Genomic DNA, 13,835 nt, shown 5'->3' with positions numbered 1-13,835 from the left:
GCATGACCGCACAAGGGTCGGGCATCTCAGTGGCGCCAGTCCGGGCTTAGCCCATATGTTGCTGATCCAGGACGATGGCGTTGTCCAGCGTCTCCAGCAGCGCCTTGCGCACTTTCAGCTTGGTGTTCTTGTGCGCGGTCATGTTGATCTTCTTCAACTGCCGGGCAGCAGCCAGCGCAGCCCCTTGCAGTTCATCGGCAGACACCACGACGTCAAGGAAACCTGCGTCCACGGCACTTTGCGGATTGAACATCTCGCCATTGATCACGGAGCGGTGGAAGGCCGACTTGCGCAGTCGATCGCGCGCCAGCTCGATGCCGGCATGGTGCATGGTCATGCCGATCTGCACTTCGTTAAGGCCGATGCTGAAAGCCCCCTCGACCCCAATGCGGTAATCCACCGACAACAGCAGGAACGCACCCTTGGCCACCGCATGTCCGGTGCATGCAACGATCACCGGGAACGGGTGCGCCAACAGGCGGCGAGCCAGCGTCGAGCCAGCCGTGACCAGGGCTACGGCTTCCTTGGGACCGGACGTCATGACCTTCAGGTCATAACCCCCCGACAAAATCCCGGGCGTGCCGGTGATGATCACCACCGCGCGATCAGTCACCGCCTGATCCAGCGCAGCATTGAACGCGGCAATGACGTCCGGCGAGATCGCATTGACCTTGCCGTTGCTCAAGGTCAGTGTCGCGATACCGTCTTCGAGGTGGTAGGAGATCAACTCACTCATGACGCGGTTCCTTGTATGAAAGATGAGGCAGACGTTACCCACCACCGTAGTCCAGGTAAAGCGCCGTGACTGACTCGCCGGTCACCCCGTGCCGCCGCTCACCGCCTGGCCAGCCGCCGCCGCTGTGCCATCCCCTCTATATAGAAGGGGCGGCCAAGCCGGAGATTGGCAGGTTTGCCATGGCCTGCGCGTAGCCAGAACAACTAAATCGCTAACCGCATGAAAATTCTGAAAAAAATATTTGCCATCGGAAAAGCTTTCGACTACATTAGCGCGCCTCGACAGACAGAACATGTTTGAAGAGATACGGTGAAGTGTCCGAGTGGCTTAAGGAGCACGCCTGGAAAGTGTGTATACAAGAAATTGTATCGAGAGTTCGAATCTCTCCTTCACCGCCACATTAAGTAAACACAAACCCCTGATTTTCCTAGAGAAAGTCGGGGGTTTGTGGTTTTTGGTGTCTGAAAAAGACCGTATGGGAACGACATGCGAATGCGGCGGGCTCGAAGGCCTGTTTCGTATTCTTTAAATGTCATGACAAAAATTTTGCCTCCATAGATTTTTGTACATACAATAAAGCGATGCAAATAACCTTCGATCCCGCCAAGCGTGACAAAACCCTGTTCGAGCGGGGTGTTGATTTTGCCGACGCTGGTGCCGTTTTTGCCGGGCATCACTTCACAGGCGAAGACACACGACAGGAATACGGAGAGGTCCGCTTTATCACCGTGGGGCTGCTGATCGGTCGAATGGTTGTAATTGTCTGGACACCTCGCGGCGAGGCCCGCCGCATCATCTCTATGAGGAAAGCCAATGAACGCGAACAAGTGCAATACCGAAGCCGCCTGGGTTGACCCAGATGATGCACCTGAGCTCACAGACGCTTTCTTTAAGCGCGCTGACGAGTTCAACGGCACGCGACTTGTCCGGCGCGGTAGACCCAAGGCGGACGTGGTGCGCGAGCGGATCACGATCCGACTGGAGCCAGACGTGTTGGCTCAATTCAAGGCATCTGGCCCAGGTTGGCAAACGCGGATGAATGCCGCCTTGGCCGACTGGCTCAAGACACATACACCAGGTGATTTGAAAGCATAGCCACCGACCGGAGTAGGTCGGCGGGAGTCTGGCGCCCGTAGAGGTCGGGGCAGCAGCGCGGGAACGGTGATGAGCCGTTACCCGCGTTTTTTATGGGCGTTGTTTGTGCTGCCCCTCTGGCCTGCTCCAGCGGGAGGACAGTGGAAAGGTGGGGATCTTAATTCGTGAAGTGTGCTGTTAACATCCAGCCCTGGCCACTCACCTCTCGAATGGAATCGATCCTCATGCCACTGCCTGACACCACCTACCCGAAAATCGCCAAGTCGGCCGCCACGCTGCTGATGTCGATCCTGCCATGCCTGGCTTTCGCGGTCACGCCAACAACTTTCCCGGACGCTGCAGCCAGCGACCCCGCCAAACTTGGCTGGATGGTCGGCTCGCCGCCGCCCCCAGAGCGCACCGTGCGGTTTGCCGATGGTAGTTATTTCCAGTTTCCGGCGATGCGCTGGAGTGTTTCCAACTTCCGGCAGCTGATGCCCACCGTCAACGTGTCCCGCGGGCTGGGTGCGCCTGTTGCGCTGGAGTCAGCTTTGCGCCAGGACATCGATGCGCTGAGTTTTACCCCGCTGGGTGCGCAGCAGTCGATGACCTGGGAGCAGTCGCTGGCGGCTACTTATACTGACGGGATTGTGGTGCTGCATCGCGGCAAGCTGGTCTATGAGCGTTATTTCGGTGTACTGGGCCCGCAAGGGCAGCACGCGGCGATGTCAGTGACCAAGTCGGTGGTGGGCACACTCGCTGCCACGTTGGTGGCTGAAGGGCAGATTGACGATAACAAGCGAGTGGTCGAGTACGTGCCTGAACTGGCGGGATCGGCGTTCGGCAATGCAACGGTGCGCCAGGTCCTGGATATGACCACCGGCCTCAAATTCAGCGAAGACTACGCCGACCCGAAGGCTGATGTCTGGGCCCATGGCCGGGCGGGGAGTCCGTTGCCTTTCGCCAAGGACTATACCGGGCCGCGCAGTTACTTCGAGTACCTGCAGACAGTGCAGCCCCAGGGTGAGCACGGTGCCGCGTTTGCCTACAAGACGGTGAACACCGATGTCCTGGGTTGGATTATCGCGCGTGCGACCGGTCGTAACGTGGCGCAGTTGCTGTCGGAGCGTATCTGGAGCCGCTTGGGAGCGGAGCAGGATGGGTATTTTACCGTTGATTCCATCGGCACGCCGTTCGCCGGTGGTGGGCTGAATACCGGGCTGCGTGATCTGGCGCGATTCGGTGAGATGTTGCGTAATGACGGCCGCTTCAATGGCCAGCAGATTGTGCCGAAGGCGGTGATCGACGACATCCGTCGCGGTGGCGATAAACAGGCGTTTGCCAAGGCCGGTTATGACTTGCTCAAGGGCTGGAGCTATCGCTCGATGTGGTGGGTGACGGACAAGGAGGGCGGGGCGTTCATGGCGCGCGGGGTGTATGGCCAGCGGATTTATGTCGATCCCAAAGCCGAGCTGGTGATCGTGCGGTATGCATCGCACCCGGTCGCAGCCAACGCCGCCAATGATCCGGTGACGCTGCCGGCTTTCGAGGCGCTGGCTCGGTATCTATCGCGCTAGAACCAGAGTCCATTCGTCGGGCGCGCTGTGATATGAATGACAAGTCCAGTCGTGACCGACTAGTCTCAAAATCCTTGGTGATCGATATGGTTCGGGCAAATAGGGCTTGCCGGTGTCGATCCCGCGTTTGAAGGGGCGAAGTGATGACTGAACCGTATATCGAAGACGACGGGTCCGAGTTTCCGATCAACAATTGCGTCCAGTGTGGCCAGACCGAATACGTGGCCAGCTTTGGGGAGGACAAGCACCAGGTTGGCAAGATCAAGTCGATGGTGAGCCAAGGCCCCAAGGCGAAGTTCCTGCCCAGGGTAGCGGCCGCTTCCAGAAAGTAAGCAGCCATCTGACAACCCCGCTGAACAGCGGGGTTTTTTATGTGCGCCGAAACAATTTAACCAGGCGTGTTGATCTCAAATTCTTTCACAACTTTTTCACAAGGGTTTGCGTAGTCTCAGCTCATCCGTTAGAAAGCAAGTCCTGGCCCGTTTCCCCAGCGGGCTTTTTTTTGCCTGTCATAAAACCTTTTCCCATATCGCTGTCCAACCGTCGCTGTTTCCAGCAACGGAGGATTTGTGTGGACGTTTCCTCCGCAGGAGCATTCAATGCCCGGGTTTCGGATTCTCCCTATTTTTTGAGGTTTTTGTCATGCGTTTAACACTGCCTGCTCTGGTTCTGGGACTTTTCGTTGCGCAAGGCGCGATGGCCGCTGGCGATGGCACGGCCGCGATCGGCGGCGGCCTGGGCGGCGCCTTGGGTAACGTGGTTGGCCAAAGCATGGGCGGCAGCACGGGCGCAGCAGTCGGCGCAGGCGTCGCGGGCGCAGCCGGCAGCGCTGTTGCGGCACGTAAAGGCAGCCGCACCAAGGCTGCGATCGGTGGTGGTGTTGGCGCTGCAGGTGGCTCGGTGATTGGTAACAGCCTGGGCGGCAAGACCGGTTCCACCATCGGCGCAGGCCTGGGCGGTGCATTGGGCGGTGGCGTCGGCAGCAACCTCGGCAAGGGTCACAAGCGTCACTGATCCTGGCGGATCGATACAAAAGCCGGGAGTGCGCTGAGCACCGTAGGAGCGAGCTCGCTCGCGAAAAACCAGAGGACGCCGCGGAGTGTCTGGGGCCCCGCGTCATCGTTAACGACCATCGCGAGCAAGCTCGCTCCTACAAAAAGCGCCTTAACAACAGAGCATCATGGCTAATTGCCGGGCTTTTGCGTTTATGAACGTTTCTGTCCGCAGAGGCTCAAAGCCATTACATCACCAACGCATGCGAGGTGCACCATGACATCTAAATCCGAAAGCAAACCAGGCGACTGTCGTCGTCAAGGCTTGAAGTTGTCTGCATTGGTATTGGGACTGATGGTCAGCCACGGCGCCTTGGCCGCTGGCGACGGCACCGCAGCAATCGGCGGTGGCCTCGGTGGGGCACTAGGCAATGTCGTGGGTCAGCAAATGGGCGGCAGCACTGGCGCGGCCATCGGCGCAGGCGTCGGTGGGGCTGCGGGTAGCGCGGTAGGTGCGCCCAAGGGCAGCCGCACGGCAGCTGCGGTGGGGGGTGGTTTGGGTTCTGCGGGTGGTTCGGTGATTGGCAACAGCCTGGGCGGCTCGACCGGTTCGACCATTGGCGCAGGCCTGGGTGGCGCAGCCGGTGGCGCCGTCGGCAACAACCTGGGTACCGATGACGGTGGTTCGCATTCCAAGGGCAATCACAAGCACAAGAACAAAAACAAATATAAGAATAAGCATCGTTGATCCATCCCTGCACCCTGCGAGGTATGCCCCATGACGCCTGAAACAGAAGGCAAGGAAGAAAAAGGTCCGAGTGGACTGCCGTTTATCAACGATCCGGGAAATGAAGATCCGGGGTCGGTCATGGATGACGCGACAGTGCCGCTCAATGACTCCGATGACGCTGGCGATGTCGACTACGAAGACGAAGAGCTGGACGAAGACGAGCAATAAGCTGCCGACCGACTGTCTCTCTCATAGCACTGCCGTGCCGCCGAGGTCGTCGAACTGTCAGGGCCTGCCATTGCAGGCCCGTCGAGAGGTGCCCCATGAAACCTGTTCCCAAAGCATTCGACCCGGATGAAACGCCTGAGTATCCCCTGCCATCACCCACGGACTCCCTGAGTCGGGGTCAACGGCCGCCTGACGAAGACACGGCCGTGGAGCAGTTGCCCGAGGATGATGTGAAGCGTGGGGATGTAGAGGCCGTTCCCGATGATCAGGACATTGCCGATAATGATGCATCGGATGAACCGAGCTGAAATCGTCGTGGCTGTCGGGTGCGCAAGTCTCTGGCCTGCCCCCTGTCAATATCCTGCTGAACCCTTTAATCCGTCGCAGAATCGGTGCTAACGTGCGGGTCCTCTTGTTGTTGAAAACGGATCAGACGCGATGAATGCACCGCTGAACGAATTCGGCCCGATCAAGGCTGTGATTTTCGATATGGACGGCTTGTTGCTGGACACCGAGGGCATCTACACCGAGGTCACGTCGATGATCGTCCAGCGCTATGGCCGGGTGTTCGACTGGAGCATCAAACAGAACATCATCGGGCGCGGCGCAAATGATCTGGCGCGCTACGTGGTCGAGGCCCTGGACCTGCCGATCTCCGCAGAAGAATTCCTGGTGATTCGCGAACCGCTGATGCGTGAGCGTTTTCCACACGCCCTGGCAATGCCCGGCGCACAGGAACTGGTGCGGCACTTGAAGGCGAACAATATCCCCATCGCGGTGGGCACCAGTTCTTCACGTCAGTCGTTCGGCCAGAAAACCACGCTGCACCGGGAGTGGTTCGATTTATTCGATTTCATCGTCACGGCTGATGATCCGGAAGTGGGCGCGGCCAAGCCGGCACCGGACATCTTTCTGACCGCCGCGCGGCGTCTGGGTGTCGATCCGGCCGACTGCCTGGTGTTCGAGGATTCGCCCTTCGGCGTCACAGCAGCGAAGGCGGCGGGCATGACCGCCATTGCCATCCCGGATGCGGCCATGGCGGATGAAAAGTACGCACATGCCGATGGCATCCTGCGCACGCTGAAGGCGTTCAAGCCCGCTGACTGCGGCTTGCCGGCGTTGGAATGGGCGTAAACCAGCAGGCATGAAAAAGCCGGCCACCTGATCAGGTGGCCGGCTTTTTCACGCAGGTGTCGCCATCAGGCGCCAAAGCCGCCGTCGATGGTCAGGCTGGCACCCGTGATGTAGCCCGCTTCAGGGCCCACCAGGTACGCCACGAAGCTGGCGATTTCATCGGCATGACCGTAGCGACCTACTGCCATCAGCGGGATCAGGCTGTCGGCAAAGTCACCCTGTGCAGGGTTCATGTCGGTGTCGACCGGGCCGGGTTGCACGTTGTTGATGGTGATCCCGCGCGGGCCGAGGTCGCGTGCCAGGCCTTTGGTCAGGCCGACCAGCGCCGACTTGCTCATGGCGTACGGACCGCCACCGGCGAAGGGCATGCGATCGGCATTGGTGCTGCCAATGTTGATGATGCGACCGCCTTCGGTCATATGCCTGGCAGCGGCCTGGGTAGCAATGAATACGCTGCGTACGTTGATGGCCAGGGTCTGGTCGAAGTCTTCGAGCTTGAAATCTTCCAGTGGCGCAACCGCCAGCACACCCGCGTTGTTGACCAGGATATCCAGCGCGCCGAAGGCTTCGACGGTGGCCGTGACCGCGTGACGGATGGCCTCGGCATCGGCGCTGTCGGCCTTGATGGCCAGTGCCTTGCCGCCATTGGCGGTGATGCTGTTCTGCAATTCTTCGGCTTTTGCCGTGGAGCTTACGTAAGTGAAGGCAACGGCTGCGCCTTCAGCGGCCAGGCGTTTGACGATGGCTGCGCCAATACCGCGGGACCCTCCTTGGATCAAAGCCACTTTACCGCTGAGGTTCTGAGTAGTCATGTCTGTCTCCAAAGTCGCCGGGGCGAGATGCCCCGGTTGATGGAGCCTAGTATCGGTTCGGGACTACCTGCTGGGTAGCCGGTCATCACGATAGTCTGTGTAAACCATAAGTTTATAATGGCTGCTGTGGAAACCATCAGCAGTATCGAATGCTGAGGGCTTCCCAGGGCTGAAAAAAGGCTTTTGTCAAACGTCGGTCAAGCGATCCGCCTTCACCACAAGGCCAATGTGTAACTCAGGATCAGCCGTGTCTCATCCAGGTCATTGCTGAAGTTCGAGCGGACCGTCGCATTTCGAACCTTGACCCCAAGATTCTTCAGCGAACCGCTTTGCACCACGTAGCCGATATCGGTGTTTCGCTCCCATTCTTTCCCCGAATGACTGCCCGCTACCTGCACATTGTCGCCGTTGACGTAACGGGTCATGAAGGTGAGGCCGGGAATGCCCAGTGCGGCGAAGTTGTAGTCATAGCGCACCTGCCATGAGTGCTCATCGGTGTTGGCAAAGTCGTTGATCTGCACAAAGTTGACCAGGTAGGGGTCGCTATTGGCGATGTACGGGAACGGGTCGTCACCGCTCATTCGCTGATAGGCGCCGGTCAATACGCTGGAGCCAAGGGTGTAGGCCACTTGCCCGTTCGCTGCACGGTTGTCGAGTGGGCGGAAATTACCGTCGTCGGTACTTTTCGAATAACGCAGGTCGAACTTGAGCGACTGTTGCGCGGCGAGAGGGATTTCATAAACTACGCCGCCAAAGTACTGGCGATAGACATTTTCCAGGTTGCCGTAGAACAGGCTTGTACTCAGGGCTTTATTAAAACTGTAGGTGCCGCCGGCAAATCGGAAATCATCACTGACGCCGCCGATGCGGTTACCCGTGAAGTCCTGGTAGTTTGAAGAACTGTTAAACTTGATTTGCTGTAGTTTGCCGCCTTGCAGGGCCAATTGGTCGATATCTTTTGAGGTCAGCAGCGCTCCTTCGAAGGTCGAAGGCAACAGGCGCGTGTCATTACTCGACACTACTGGCGTACGGAAAGCCAGGGAGCCGACTTTGAGTTCCGTTGCAGAGACCTTCGCCTTGGCCGTCAGGCCCAGCTTGGAATACTCGCTTTGCGAACCGCGGCCGTTCTTCGAGCTGAGGTCAGCGGGCAACAGGCCGGTTCCACCGGACCCATCACCGCCGTCAAGCTTGATGCCGAGCATGCCGATGGCATCAAGGCCAACGCCAATAGTGCCTGCGGTATAACCCGACTCGATGCGCAGCATCGCGCCCTGCGCCCACTCCGCCGCAGCGTCACGCTCTGCCGTGGGCGGGCCGTTACGAAAGTCACGACTGAAGTAAAAGTTGCGCAGTTCCACACTCGCTTTGCTGTCGGCAATAAAGTCGGCAGAGGCGGTCACTGGTAAAACCAGCGCGCAGGTACCCGCAATGGCAAAAGCCTTGTTGATTGACATGCTCTTGATGCTCCAGATAAACGGCAGCTGTTAATGGTCAGGTTTTATTGTTTTTTTCATGAAAAGTTACAGCTGAACTTTTCTGCGGGCAGCACGCGGCAAACGGGTGATTAACCCGTTGCGCGACTACCTGTAAAAGGAAAAGCTTTAAATCAAGCCAGGGTCTTGATGCGGCCAATCACCGAGCCGGCTTCAAAATAGTCTCCTGCCTGTTTGGCGATCTGCACCTGGCCCTCACAAGGTGCAAGGACCGAAGTTTCCATCTTCATGGCTTCTACAACGGCGATGACCTGCCCGGCACTCACCGACTCGCCGTCTTCGACCACCCAGGTATGCAGATTACCCGCCACGGGGGTCAGTACCGCCTGCGGGTCAATGACCTCGGATGGGGCCGCGCTTTCGCATGTGGTACCCGCTGCATTCAGGCTGACGCCGCGCAGCAGTGCAGCCGGAAGGCCCAGTTCGTGGCGTTTGCCGTCGATCTCGACAAACGTACGCAGTATTTCCGGGTCGGCCGATACAGCAGCACGTGGGGCGAGCGTGATCTGCTCGGCGAAATCGGTCTCGATCCAGCGCGTGTGTACGGCGAATGTATCGGTACCGGTGAAGTCATCATGGTCCATGACGGCCCGGTGGAACGGCAACACCGAGGCGATGCCCTCGATGTTGAACTCAGCCAGTGCGCGCCGGGCGCGGACGATAGCCTGTTCGCGAGTGGCGCCGGTGACGATCAGTTTGGCCATCATCGAATCGAAGGTGCTGGGCACTCGCGAGCCGCTTATAACGCCGCTGTCCAGGCGCACGCCCGGGCCAGACGGTGGCAGGAAATCGGTGATCTGACCGGGGGTGGGCAGGAAGCCTTTGCCCGGGTCTTCCGCGTTGATGCGAAACTCGAAGCTGTGCCCACGCGGGTTCGGCGTCTCGCTGAAGGACAGCGGCAAACCATCGGCAATCCGCAATTGTTCGATCACCAGGTCAACCCCGGTGGTCTCTTCGGTCACCGGGTGCTCGACCTGCAAGCGGGTATTGACCTCAAGGAACGACAGGGTGCCATCCTGGCTGAGCAGGAACTCCACAGTACCGGCACCGACGTAGCCCGCCTTGGCGCAGATATCCTGGGCAGACTGATGAATACGCTGGCGCTGTTGGTCGCTGATAAAGGGCGCAGGCGCTTCCTCCACCAGCTTCTGATTGCGCCGCTGCAAGGAGCAGTCACGCGTGCCAACGACGACGACCTTGCCGTGTTTGTCGGCGAGGATCTGCGCTTCGATGTGCCGGGGGCGGTCGAGGAACTGCTCGACGTAGCATTCGCCACGACCAAAGGCCGCTTCTGCTTCGCGCACGGCTGAGGCGAACAATTCAGCCACCTCATCCATACGCCAGGCGACTTTCATGCCGCGTCCGCCGCCGCCAAAGGCTGCCTTGATGGCAATTGGCAGGCCGTGCTGCTCGGCAAAGGCCAGTACTTCGGCGGCGCTTTCCACCGGGCCAGGCGTGCCGGCCACCAGGGGGGCACCGACCAGGTGGGCAATTTTTCGCGCCTCGACCTTGTCGCCGAGCACGTCGATGGTCTCCGGGTTGGGACCGACCCAGATCAGCCCGGCCTCGATCACTGCCCGGGCGAAGTCGGCCCTCTCAGACAGGAAACCATAGCCGGGGTGCACGGCATCGGCGCCGCTGCGTTTGGCGATGGCGATCAGTTTGCCGATGTCCAGGTAGGTCTCGGCCGGGCGCTGGCCATTGAGTGAATAGGCTTCGTTGGCTTGGCGCACGTGCAGGGCGTCGATGTCCGCATCGGCATACACCGCCACAGACTGCACGCCGTAGTCGCTGCAGGCGCGGGCGATACGGACAGCAATTTCACCACGGTTGGCAATCAGTAATTTCTTCATGGGAGTTTGTTCACATCGGCAGTTGAAGAAGAGGCTTGCGTATCAGGTTGCATCTCTTTGAAGCCACCCAGAGGGTTGAAGCGAATCTGCGCATTGACCGGGATCTGGCCCGCCAGGTCCAGGTGGTAGCTGGCGACTGCGCCGATCACCGGGTAACCACCGGTCAACGGGTGATCGGCGAGAAACAGCACCGGTTGGCCGCTGGCCGGAACCTGGATGGCGCCCACGGAAGTGCCTTCGCTGGGCAACTCCTGGTGGTTGCTGCGTTCCAGCGGCGTTTCACCCGCCAGGCGAATACCAACCCGGTTGGACTGTGAGGTGACGCGCCAGAGCTGGCTGCCCAGACGCTGGATGGCGTCTTCGGTAAACCAGTCAGTGCGCGGCCCCATGACCACGTCGAGGGTCACGATGTTGGCCGCGGTGGGCAGGTCAAAGGCGGGAGATTCGTTCAACGAAACGCTGGTGCCTGTCGTCAGCGCGTTAAAGCCCAGTCGGTCACCGGCCGCGAGAGCAGGGGGGCCGACCTGGGCGAGCGTGTCGGTGGAAAGGCTGCCGAGCACCGCAGTGGCCTCAAAGCCGCCGCGAATCGCCAGGTAACTGCGCAACCCTGCCGAAGGTGAACCCAGGCTGACTTTGTCCCCGGGCTCCAGTTCGATGGGCTGGTAGTTGTCGGCAGACCATTGCAGGCCACTGGCGTTGGTGATGATGACCGGGGTCTGCGCGCCGGTGATTGCGATCACCGCATGGCCATGACAGATGAAGCTCAGGCCGCCGAGCACCGCTTCCACGCAGGCCATGTCCGAAGGGTTGCCGACCGCGCGGTTGGCTGCGCGCAGCGCGCCGAGGTCCAGCGCGCCGGAGCGGGATACGCCTTGGCCGGTCTGGCCGGGTCGGCCCATGTCCTGCAACACGCAGTGCAAGCCGGGCGTAATGATTTGCAGGTAGGCACCGCTGGGGGCGGCGGCGCTTGCCTGCGCAGTGGGGGCGGGCAGGCCACCTGCCGGAAGCGGGCCGGCATCGGTGAACCGCACTTTGTAGCCGGGGCGAAGCAGGGCCGATTCAGCACGGTTCAGGTCCCACATCTGCAACGGCGTGACGCCGATGATCTGCCACCCACCAGGGCTGGCTTGTGGATAAACACCGCTGAATTCCCCCGCCAGGGCAACCGCTCCTGCGGGTATGCGGGTGCGCGGCGTTTGTCGGCGAGGCACCTGGAAACCCGCACCGCCGGTCAGGTAGGCGAAGCCCGGAGCGAAGCCGCAAAAAGCCACGCTGTAGTCATGGGCGGTGTGGCGTTGAACCACCTCGGGGCGGCTGATCCCCAGCAGCGTTGCGACTTCGTCCAGGTCTTCACCGTTGTAATGAACGGGAATTTCCACCCGGCGATGCTCGATCGCGCGGCGCTGGCTCAGGTCCTGGCCGGCGATACGATTGACCAGCGCCTGCCGCGCAATGGCGCTGGGGCGGAACTGGATCAGCAGGGTACGTGCGGCAGGAATGATTTCTTCCACGCCCGCAATAGGCTCCGCCGTCAGGGCGTCGAACAATGCCAGGGTCTCATCCAGGTCGTTCAATTCGACGAGCAGGGCGTCCAGGTTTACCGGTAAGAAACGCACAGCAGACTCCTAGACGTGGTACGTGCTGTCGGGCACGTCGGTGATGAACATATGGCCGGGCGAATGGGTGATTGCGAAGGGTACGCCCGAGGCCATGACCGCGGCTTGGGGCGTAACGCCGCAAGCCCAGAACACCGGAACCTCGCCCGGCTCGATGCGCACGGCGTCACCGAAATCGGGCCTAGCCAGGTCGTCGATCCCCAGCAAGCCAGGCTCGCCGACGTGGACCGGGGCCCCATGCACCGAGGGGTAGCGCCCGGAGATACCGCAGGCCTCGGCCACGCGATCAGCTGGGATCGGCCGCATCGAAACCACCATCTCACCCTGCAGGCGCCCGGCCGGGCGGCAGGCACGGTTGGTCAGGTACATCGGCACGTTGCAGCCATCGGCGATATGCCGTACTTCAATGCCTGCCTCTTGCAGGGCTGTTTCAAAGGTAAAGCTGCAACCGATCAGGAAGGCCACCATGTCGTCGTGTTCGGCCCAGGCCTGGGTGGCGTCGCTGACTTCCTCCACCAGCTTGCCGTCACGCCAGATACGGTACAGGGGCAGATCGGTGCGCAGGTCCGCCCCTTCCGCCAGCCGGGTGTGGGGGCTTGCGGCGTCAGTGACGTCAAGCACCGGACAAGCCTTGGGGTTGCGTTGGGCATACAGCAGGAAGTCGTAGGCCCAGTCGCGGGGCAAGGCAATCAGGTTCGCCTGAGTCATGCCCGGGGCGATGCCGGCGGTGGGGGTGACCAGGCCGCCGCGGTAGGCCGAGCGAGCTTCACGGCCAGCGGCGATGGCCGCCTGACGAGCGCGTTCCAGGGCGTTCATGGACGACCTCCGGCAAACGGTTGCAGGGACATGTTGGCCTGTTCCAGCACGCGACGCAGTTCGCGGGCCATGTCCACCGCTGCCGGGCTATCGCCATGGACGCAGATCGAGTCGGCCTGGATGCTGACCAGGCTGCCATCGATCGCTTCCAGGGTGCCGTGCTCCACGAGATGCAGCATGCGTTGGGCGACGAGCTTGGGATCGTGCAGCACGGCGCCGGGCTCGCGGCGAGAGACGAGGGTGCCTTGTGGCGTATAGGCACGGTCAGCGAAGGCTTCGGCGATACACTGCAAGCCCTCGTTACGGGCCAGTTCAATGAGGCTTGAGCCTGCCAATGCAACCAATACCAGGCTGGAGTCGATCGCGCGGATGGCTTCGATCACGGCCAACGCCTGACGACGATCGTGAGCAATGGTGTTGTACAGGGCGCCGTGGGGCTTCACATAGCGCACGCTGCTGCCAGCGGCCTTGGCCAGGCCCTGCAGCGCGCCGATCTGGTAGATCACGTCAGCCGTCAGTTCATCGCTGGACAGGTCCATGTTGCGGCGGCCAAAGCCGACTTTGTCCGGGTAAGCGACATGGGCACCAATGGTGACCTTTTTTGCCACTGCAGCTTTCAGCGTCTGCAGGATGCCGGCCGGGTCGCCGGCGTGAAAACCGCAGGCGACATTGGCGCTGGTCACGACGTCGAGCATCGCGGCATCGTCGCCCATGCGCCAGGCGCCAAAGCTTTCGCCCAGGTCGCTGTTGATGTCTATCGTTGGCATTAACTTG

The 13,835-nt window shown here is 60.6% G+C and carries 16 protein-coding genes and 1 tRNA gene; 10 read left to right on the top strand and 7 right to left on the bottom strand.

The window, feature by feature from the left end:
• Positions 1–46: 46 nt before the first annotated feature.
• The gene (locus AAEZ05_RS24225) at positions 47–736 is read right to left on the bottom strand and encodes a crotonase/enoyl-CoA hydratase family protein (protein ID WP_045058973.1); all 690 of its coding nucleotides are present in this window, start codon (positions 734–736) and stop codon (positions 47–49) included.
• A 308-nt stretch (positions 737–1,044) separates the two neighbouring features.
• Between AAEZ05_RS24225 and AAEZ05_RS24220 the strand changes: the two genes are divergently transcribed.
• The 10 genes from AAEZ05_RS24220 to AAEZ05_RS24175 all read left to right on the top strand — a co-directional run bounded on the left by AAEZ05_RS24220 (position 1,045) and on the right by AAEZ05_RS24175 (position 6,471).
• Positions 1,045–1,134: transfer RNA gene (locus tag AAEZ05_RS24220), tRNA-Ser, on the top strand.
• A gap of 183 nt (positions 1,135–1,317) precedes the next feature.
• Entirely contained in the window at positions 1,318–1,590 is a 273-nt protein-coding gene (locus AAEZ05_RS24215) for a BrnT family toxin (protein ID WP_350649224.1), read from the top strand.
• A complete protein-coding gene (locus AAEZ05_RS24210) occupies positions 1,550–1,831 on the top strand; it encodes a BrnA antitoxin family protein (protein WP_205892514.1) in 282 nt (93 codons plus the stop codon). The genes AAEZ05_RS24215 and AAEZ05_RS24210 overlap by 41 nt, the downstream gene beginning before the upstream one ends.
• A gap of 281 nt (positions 1,832–2,112) precedes the next feature.
• Entirely contained in the window at positions 2,113–3,387 is a 1,275-nt protein-coding gene (locus AAEZ05_RS24205; protein ID WP_350649285.1) for a serine hydrolase domain-containing protein, read from the top strand.
• Between the two features lie 143 nt (positions 3,388–3,530).
• Positions 3,531–3,719 (top strand): hypothetical protein, encoded by a 189-nt coding sequence (locus AAEZ05_RS24200; RefSeq protein WP_201147202.1) that lies wholly within the window; start codon positions 3,531–3,533, stop codon positions 3,717–3,719.
• Positions 3,720–4,029: 310 nt separating this feature from the next.
• Positions 4,030–4,401: a hypothetical protein gene (locus AAEZ05_RS24195; protein WP_045058977.1), complete on the top strand. Its 372-nt coding sequence runs from the start codon at positions 4,030–4,032 to the stop codon at positions 4,399–4,401.
• Positions 4,402–4,656: 255 nt separating this feature from the next.
• Complete coding sequence (locus AAEZ05_RS24190; protein WP_350649222.1) at positions 4,657–5,127, top strand: glycine zipper domain-containing protein; 471 nt, start codon at positions 4,657–4,659, stop codon at positions 5,125–5,127.
• A 30-nt stretch (positions 5,128–5,157) separates the two neighbouring features.
• Positions 5,158–5,337 (top strand): hypothetical protein, encoded by a 180-nt coding sequence (locus AAEZ05_RS24185; RefSeq protein WP_045058979.1) that lies wholly within the window; start codon positions 5,158–5,160, stop codon positions 5,335–5,337.
• A 95-nt stretch (positions 5,338–5,432) separates the two neighbouring features.
• The gene (locus AAEZ05_RS24180; protein WP_350649220.1) at positions 5,433–5,645 is read left to right on the top strand and encodes a hypothetical protein; all 213 of its coding nucleotides are present in this window, start codon (positions 5,433–5,435) and stop codon (positions 5,643–5,645) included.
• A 130-nt stretch (positions 5,646–5,775) separates the two neighbouring features.
• Positions 5,776–6,471 carry an HAD-IA family hydrolase gene (locus AAEZ05_RS24175; protein ID WP_205892511.1) on the top strand — a complete coding sequence of 232 codons (696 nt, stop codon included), beginning with the start codon at positions 5,776–5,778 and terminating at the stop codon, positions 6,469–6,471.
• A 65-nt stretch (positions 6,472–6,536) separates the two neighbouring features.
• Here the strand turns inward: AAEZ05_RS24175 and AAEZ05_RS24170 are convergent, their stop codons facing one another.
• The 6 genes from AAEZ05_RS24170 to AAEZ05_RS24145 all read right to left on the bottom strand — a co-directional run bounded on the left by AAEZ05_RS24170 (position 6,537) and on the right by AAEZ05_RS24145 (position 13,828).
• A complete protein-coding gene (locus tag AAEZ05_RS24170; protein ID WP_045058982.1) occupies positions 6,537–7,283 on the bottom strand; it encodes a 3-oxoacyl-ACP reductase family protein in 747 nt (248 codons plus the stop codon).
• 212 nt (positions 7,284–7,495) lie between these two features.
• Positions 7,496–8,737, bottom strand: a complete 1,242-nt coding sequence (locus tag AAEZ05_RS24165; protein ID WP_350601264.1) for an OprD family porin — start codon at positions 8,735–8,737, stop codon at positions 7,496–7,498.
• Between the two features lie 152 nt (positions 8,738–8,889).
• A complete protein-coding gene (locus AAEZ05_RS24160) occupies positions 8,890–10,629 on the bottom strand; it encodes an acetyl/propionyl/methylcrotonyl-CoA carboxylase subunit alpha (protein ID WP_350649218.1) in 1,740 nt (579 codons plus the stop codon).
• Complete coding sequence (locus AAEZ05_RS24155) at positions 10,626–12,245, bottom strand: 5-oxoprolinase subunit B/C family protein (protein WP_350649216.1); 1,620 nt, start codon at positions 12,243–12,245, stop codon at positions 10,626–10,628. Before AAEZ05_RS24155 ends, AAEZ05_RS24160 begins: the two co-directional genes overlap by 4 nt.
• A gap of 9 nt (positions 12,246–12,254) precedes the next feature.
• The gene (locus AAEZ05_RS24150) at positions 12,255–13,061 is read right to left on the bottom strand and encodes a putative hydro-lyase (RefSeq protein WP_350649214.1); all 807 of its coding nucleotides are present in this window, start codon (positions 13,059–13,061) and stop codon (positions 12,255–12,257) included.
• A complete protein-coding gene (locus AAEZ05_RS24145) occupies positions 13,058–13,828 on the bottom strand; it encodes a LamB/YcsF family protein (RefSeq protein ID WP_205892506.1) in 771 nt (256 codons plus the stop codon). Before AAEZ05_RS24145 ends, AAEZ05_RS24150 begins: the two co-directional genes overlap by 4 nt.
• Positions 13,829–13,835 lie beyond the last annotated feature (7 nt).

It is taken from the genome of Pseudomonas sp. HY13-MNA-CIBAN-0226, assembly GCF_040310305.1.
GTDB classification, from domain to species: domain Bacteria; phylum Pseudomonadota; class Gammaproteobacteria; order Pseudomonadales; family Pseudomonadaceae; genus Aquipseudomonas; species Aquipseudomonas gregormendelii.
Note: the sequence above shows the minus strand (reverse complement) of the source record. Positions and strands in the feature narration are given on the sequence as shown.

Excerpts from the sequence above, each read along its gene's own strand:
- AAEZ05_RS24225 (WP_045058973.1), bottom strand. The coding sequence starts at position 736 with ATGAGTGAGTTGATCTCCTACCACCTCGAAGACGGTATCGCGACACTG.
- AAEZ05_RS24215 (WP_350649224.1), top strand. The coding sequence starts at position 1,318 with ATGCAAATAACCTTCGATCCCGCCAAGCGTGACAAAACCCTGTTCGAG.
- AAEZ05_RS24210 (WP_205892514.1), top strand. The coding sequence starts at position 1,550 with ATGAACGCGAACAAGTGCAATACCGAAGCCGCCTGGGTTGACCCAGAT.
- AAEZ05_RS24205 (WP_350649285.1), top strand. The coding sequence starts at position 2,113 with ATGTCGATCCTGCCATGCCTGGCTTTCGCGGTCACGCCAACAACTTTC.
- AAEZ05_RS24200 (WP_201147202.1), top strand. The coding sequence starts at position 3,531 with ATGACTGAACCGTATATCGAAGACGACGGGTCCGAGTTTCCGATCAAC.
- AAEZ05_RS24195 (WP_045058977.1), top strand. The coding sequence starts at position 4,030 with ATGCGTTTAACACTGCCTGCTCTGGTTCTGGGACTTTTCGTTGCGCAA.
- AAEZ05_RS24190 (WP_350649222.1), top strand. The coding sequence starts at position 4,657 with ATGACATCTAAATCCGAAAGCAAACCAGGCGACTGTCGTCGTCAAGGC.
- AAEZ05_RS24185 (WP_045058979.1), top strand. The coding sequence starts at position 5,158 with ATGACGCCTGAAACAGAAGGCAAGGAAGAAAAAGGTCCGAGTGGACTG.
- AAEZ05_RS24180 (WP_350649220.1), top strand. The coding sequence starts at position 5,433 with ATGAAACCTGTTCCCAAAGCATTCGACCCGGATGAAACGCCTGAGTAT.
- AAEZ05_RS24175 (WP_205892511.1), top strand. The coding sequence starts at position 5,776 with ATGAATGCACCGCTGAACGAATTCGGCCCGATCAAGGCTGTGATTTTC.
- AAEZ05_RS24170 (WP_045058982.1), bottom strand. The coding sequence starts at position 7,283 with ATGACTACTCAGAACCTCAGCGGTAAAGTGGCTTTGATCCAAGGAGGG.
- AAEZ05_RS24165 (WP_350601264.1), bottom strand. The coding sequence starts at position 8,737 with ATGTCAATCAACAAGGCTTTTGCCATTGCGGGTACCTGCGCGCTGGTT.
- AAEZ05_RS24160 (WP_350649218.1), bottom strand. The coding sequence starts at position 10,629 with ATGAAGAAATTACTGATTGCCAACCGTGGTGAAATTGCTGTCCGTATC.
- AAEZ05_RS24150 (WP_350649214.1), bottom strand. The coding sequence starts at position 13,061 with ATGAACGCCCTGGAACGCGCTCGTCAGGCGGCCATCGCCGCTGGCCGT.
- AAEZ05_RS24145 (WP_205892506.1), bottom strand. The coding sequence starts at position 13,828 with ATGCCAACGATAGACATCAACAGCGACCTGGGCGAAAGCTTTGGCGCC.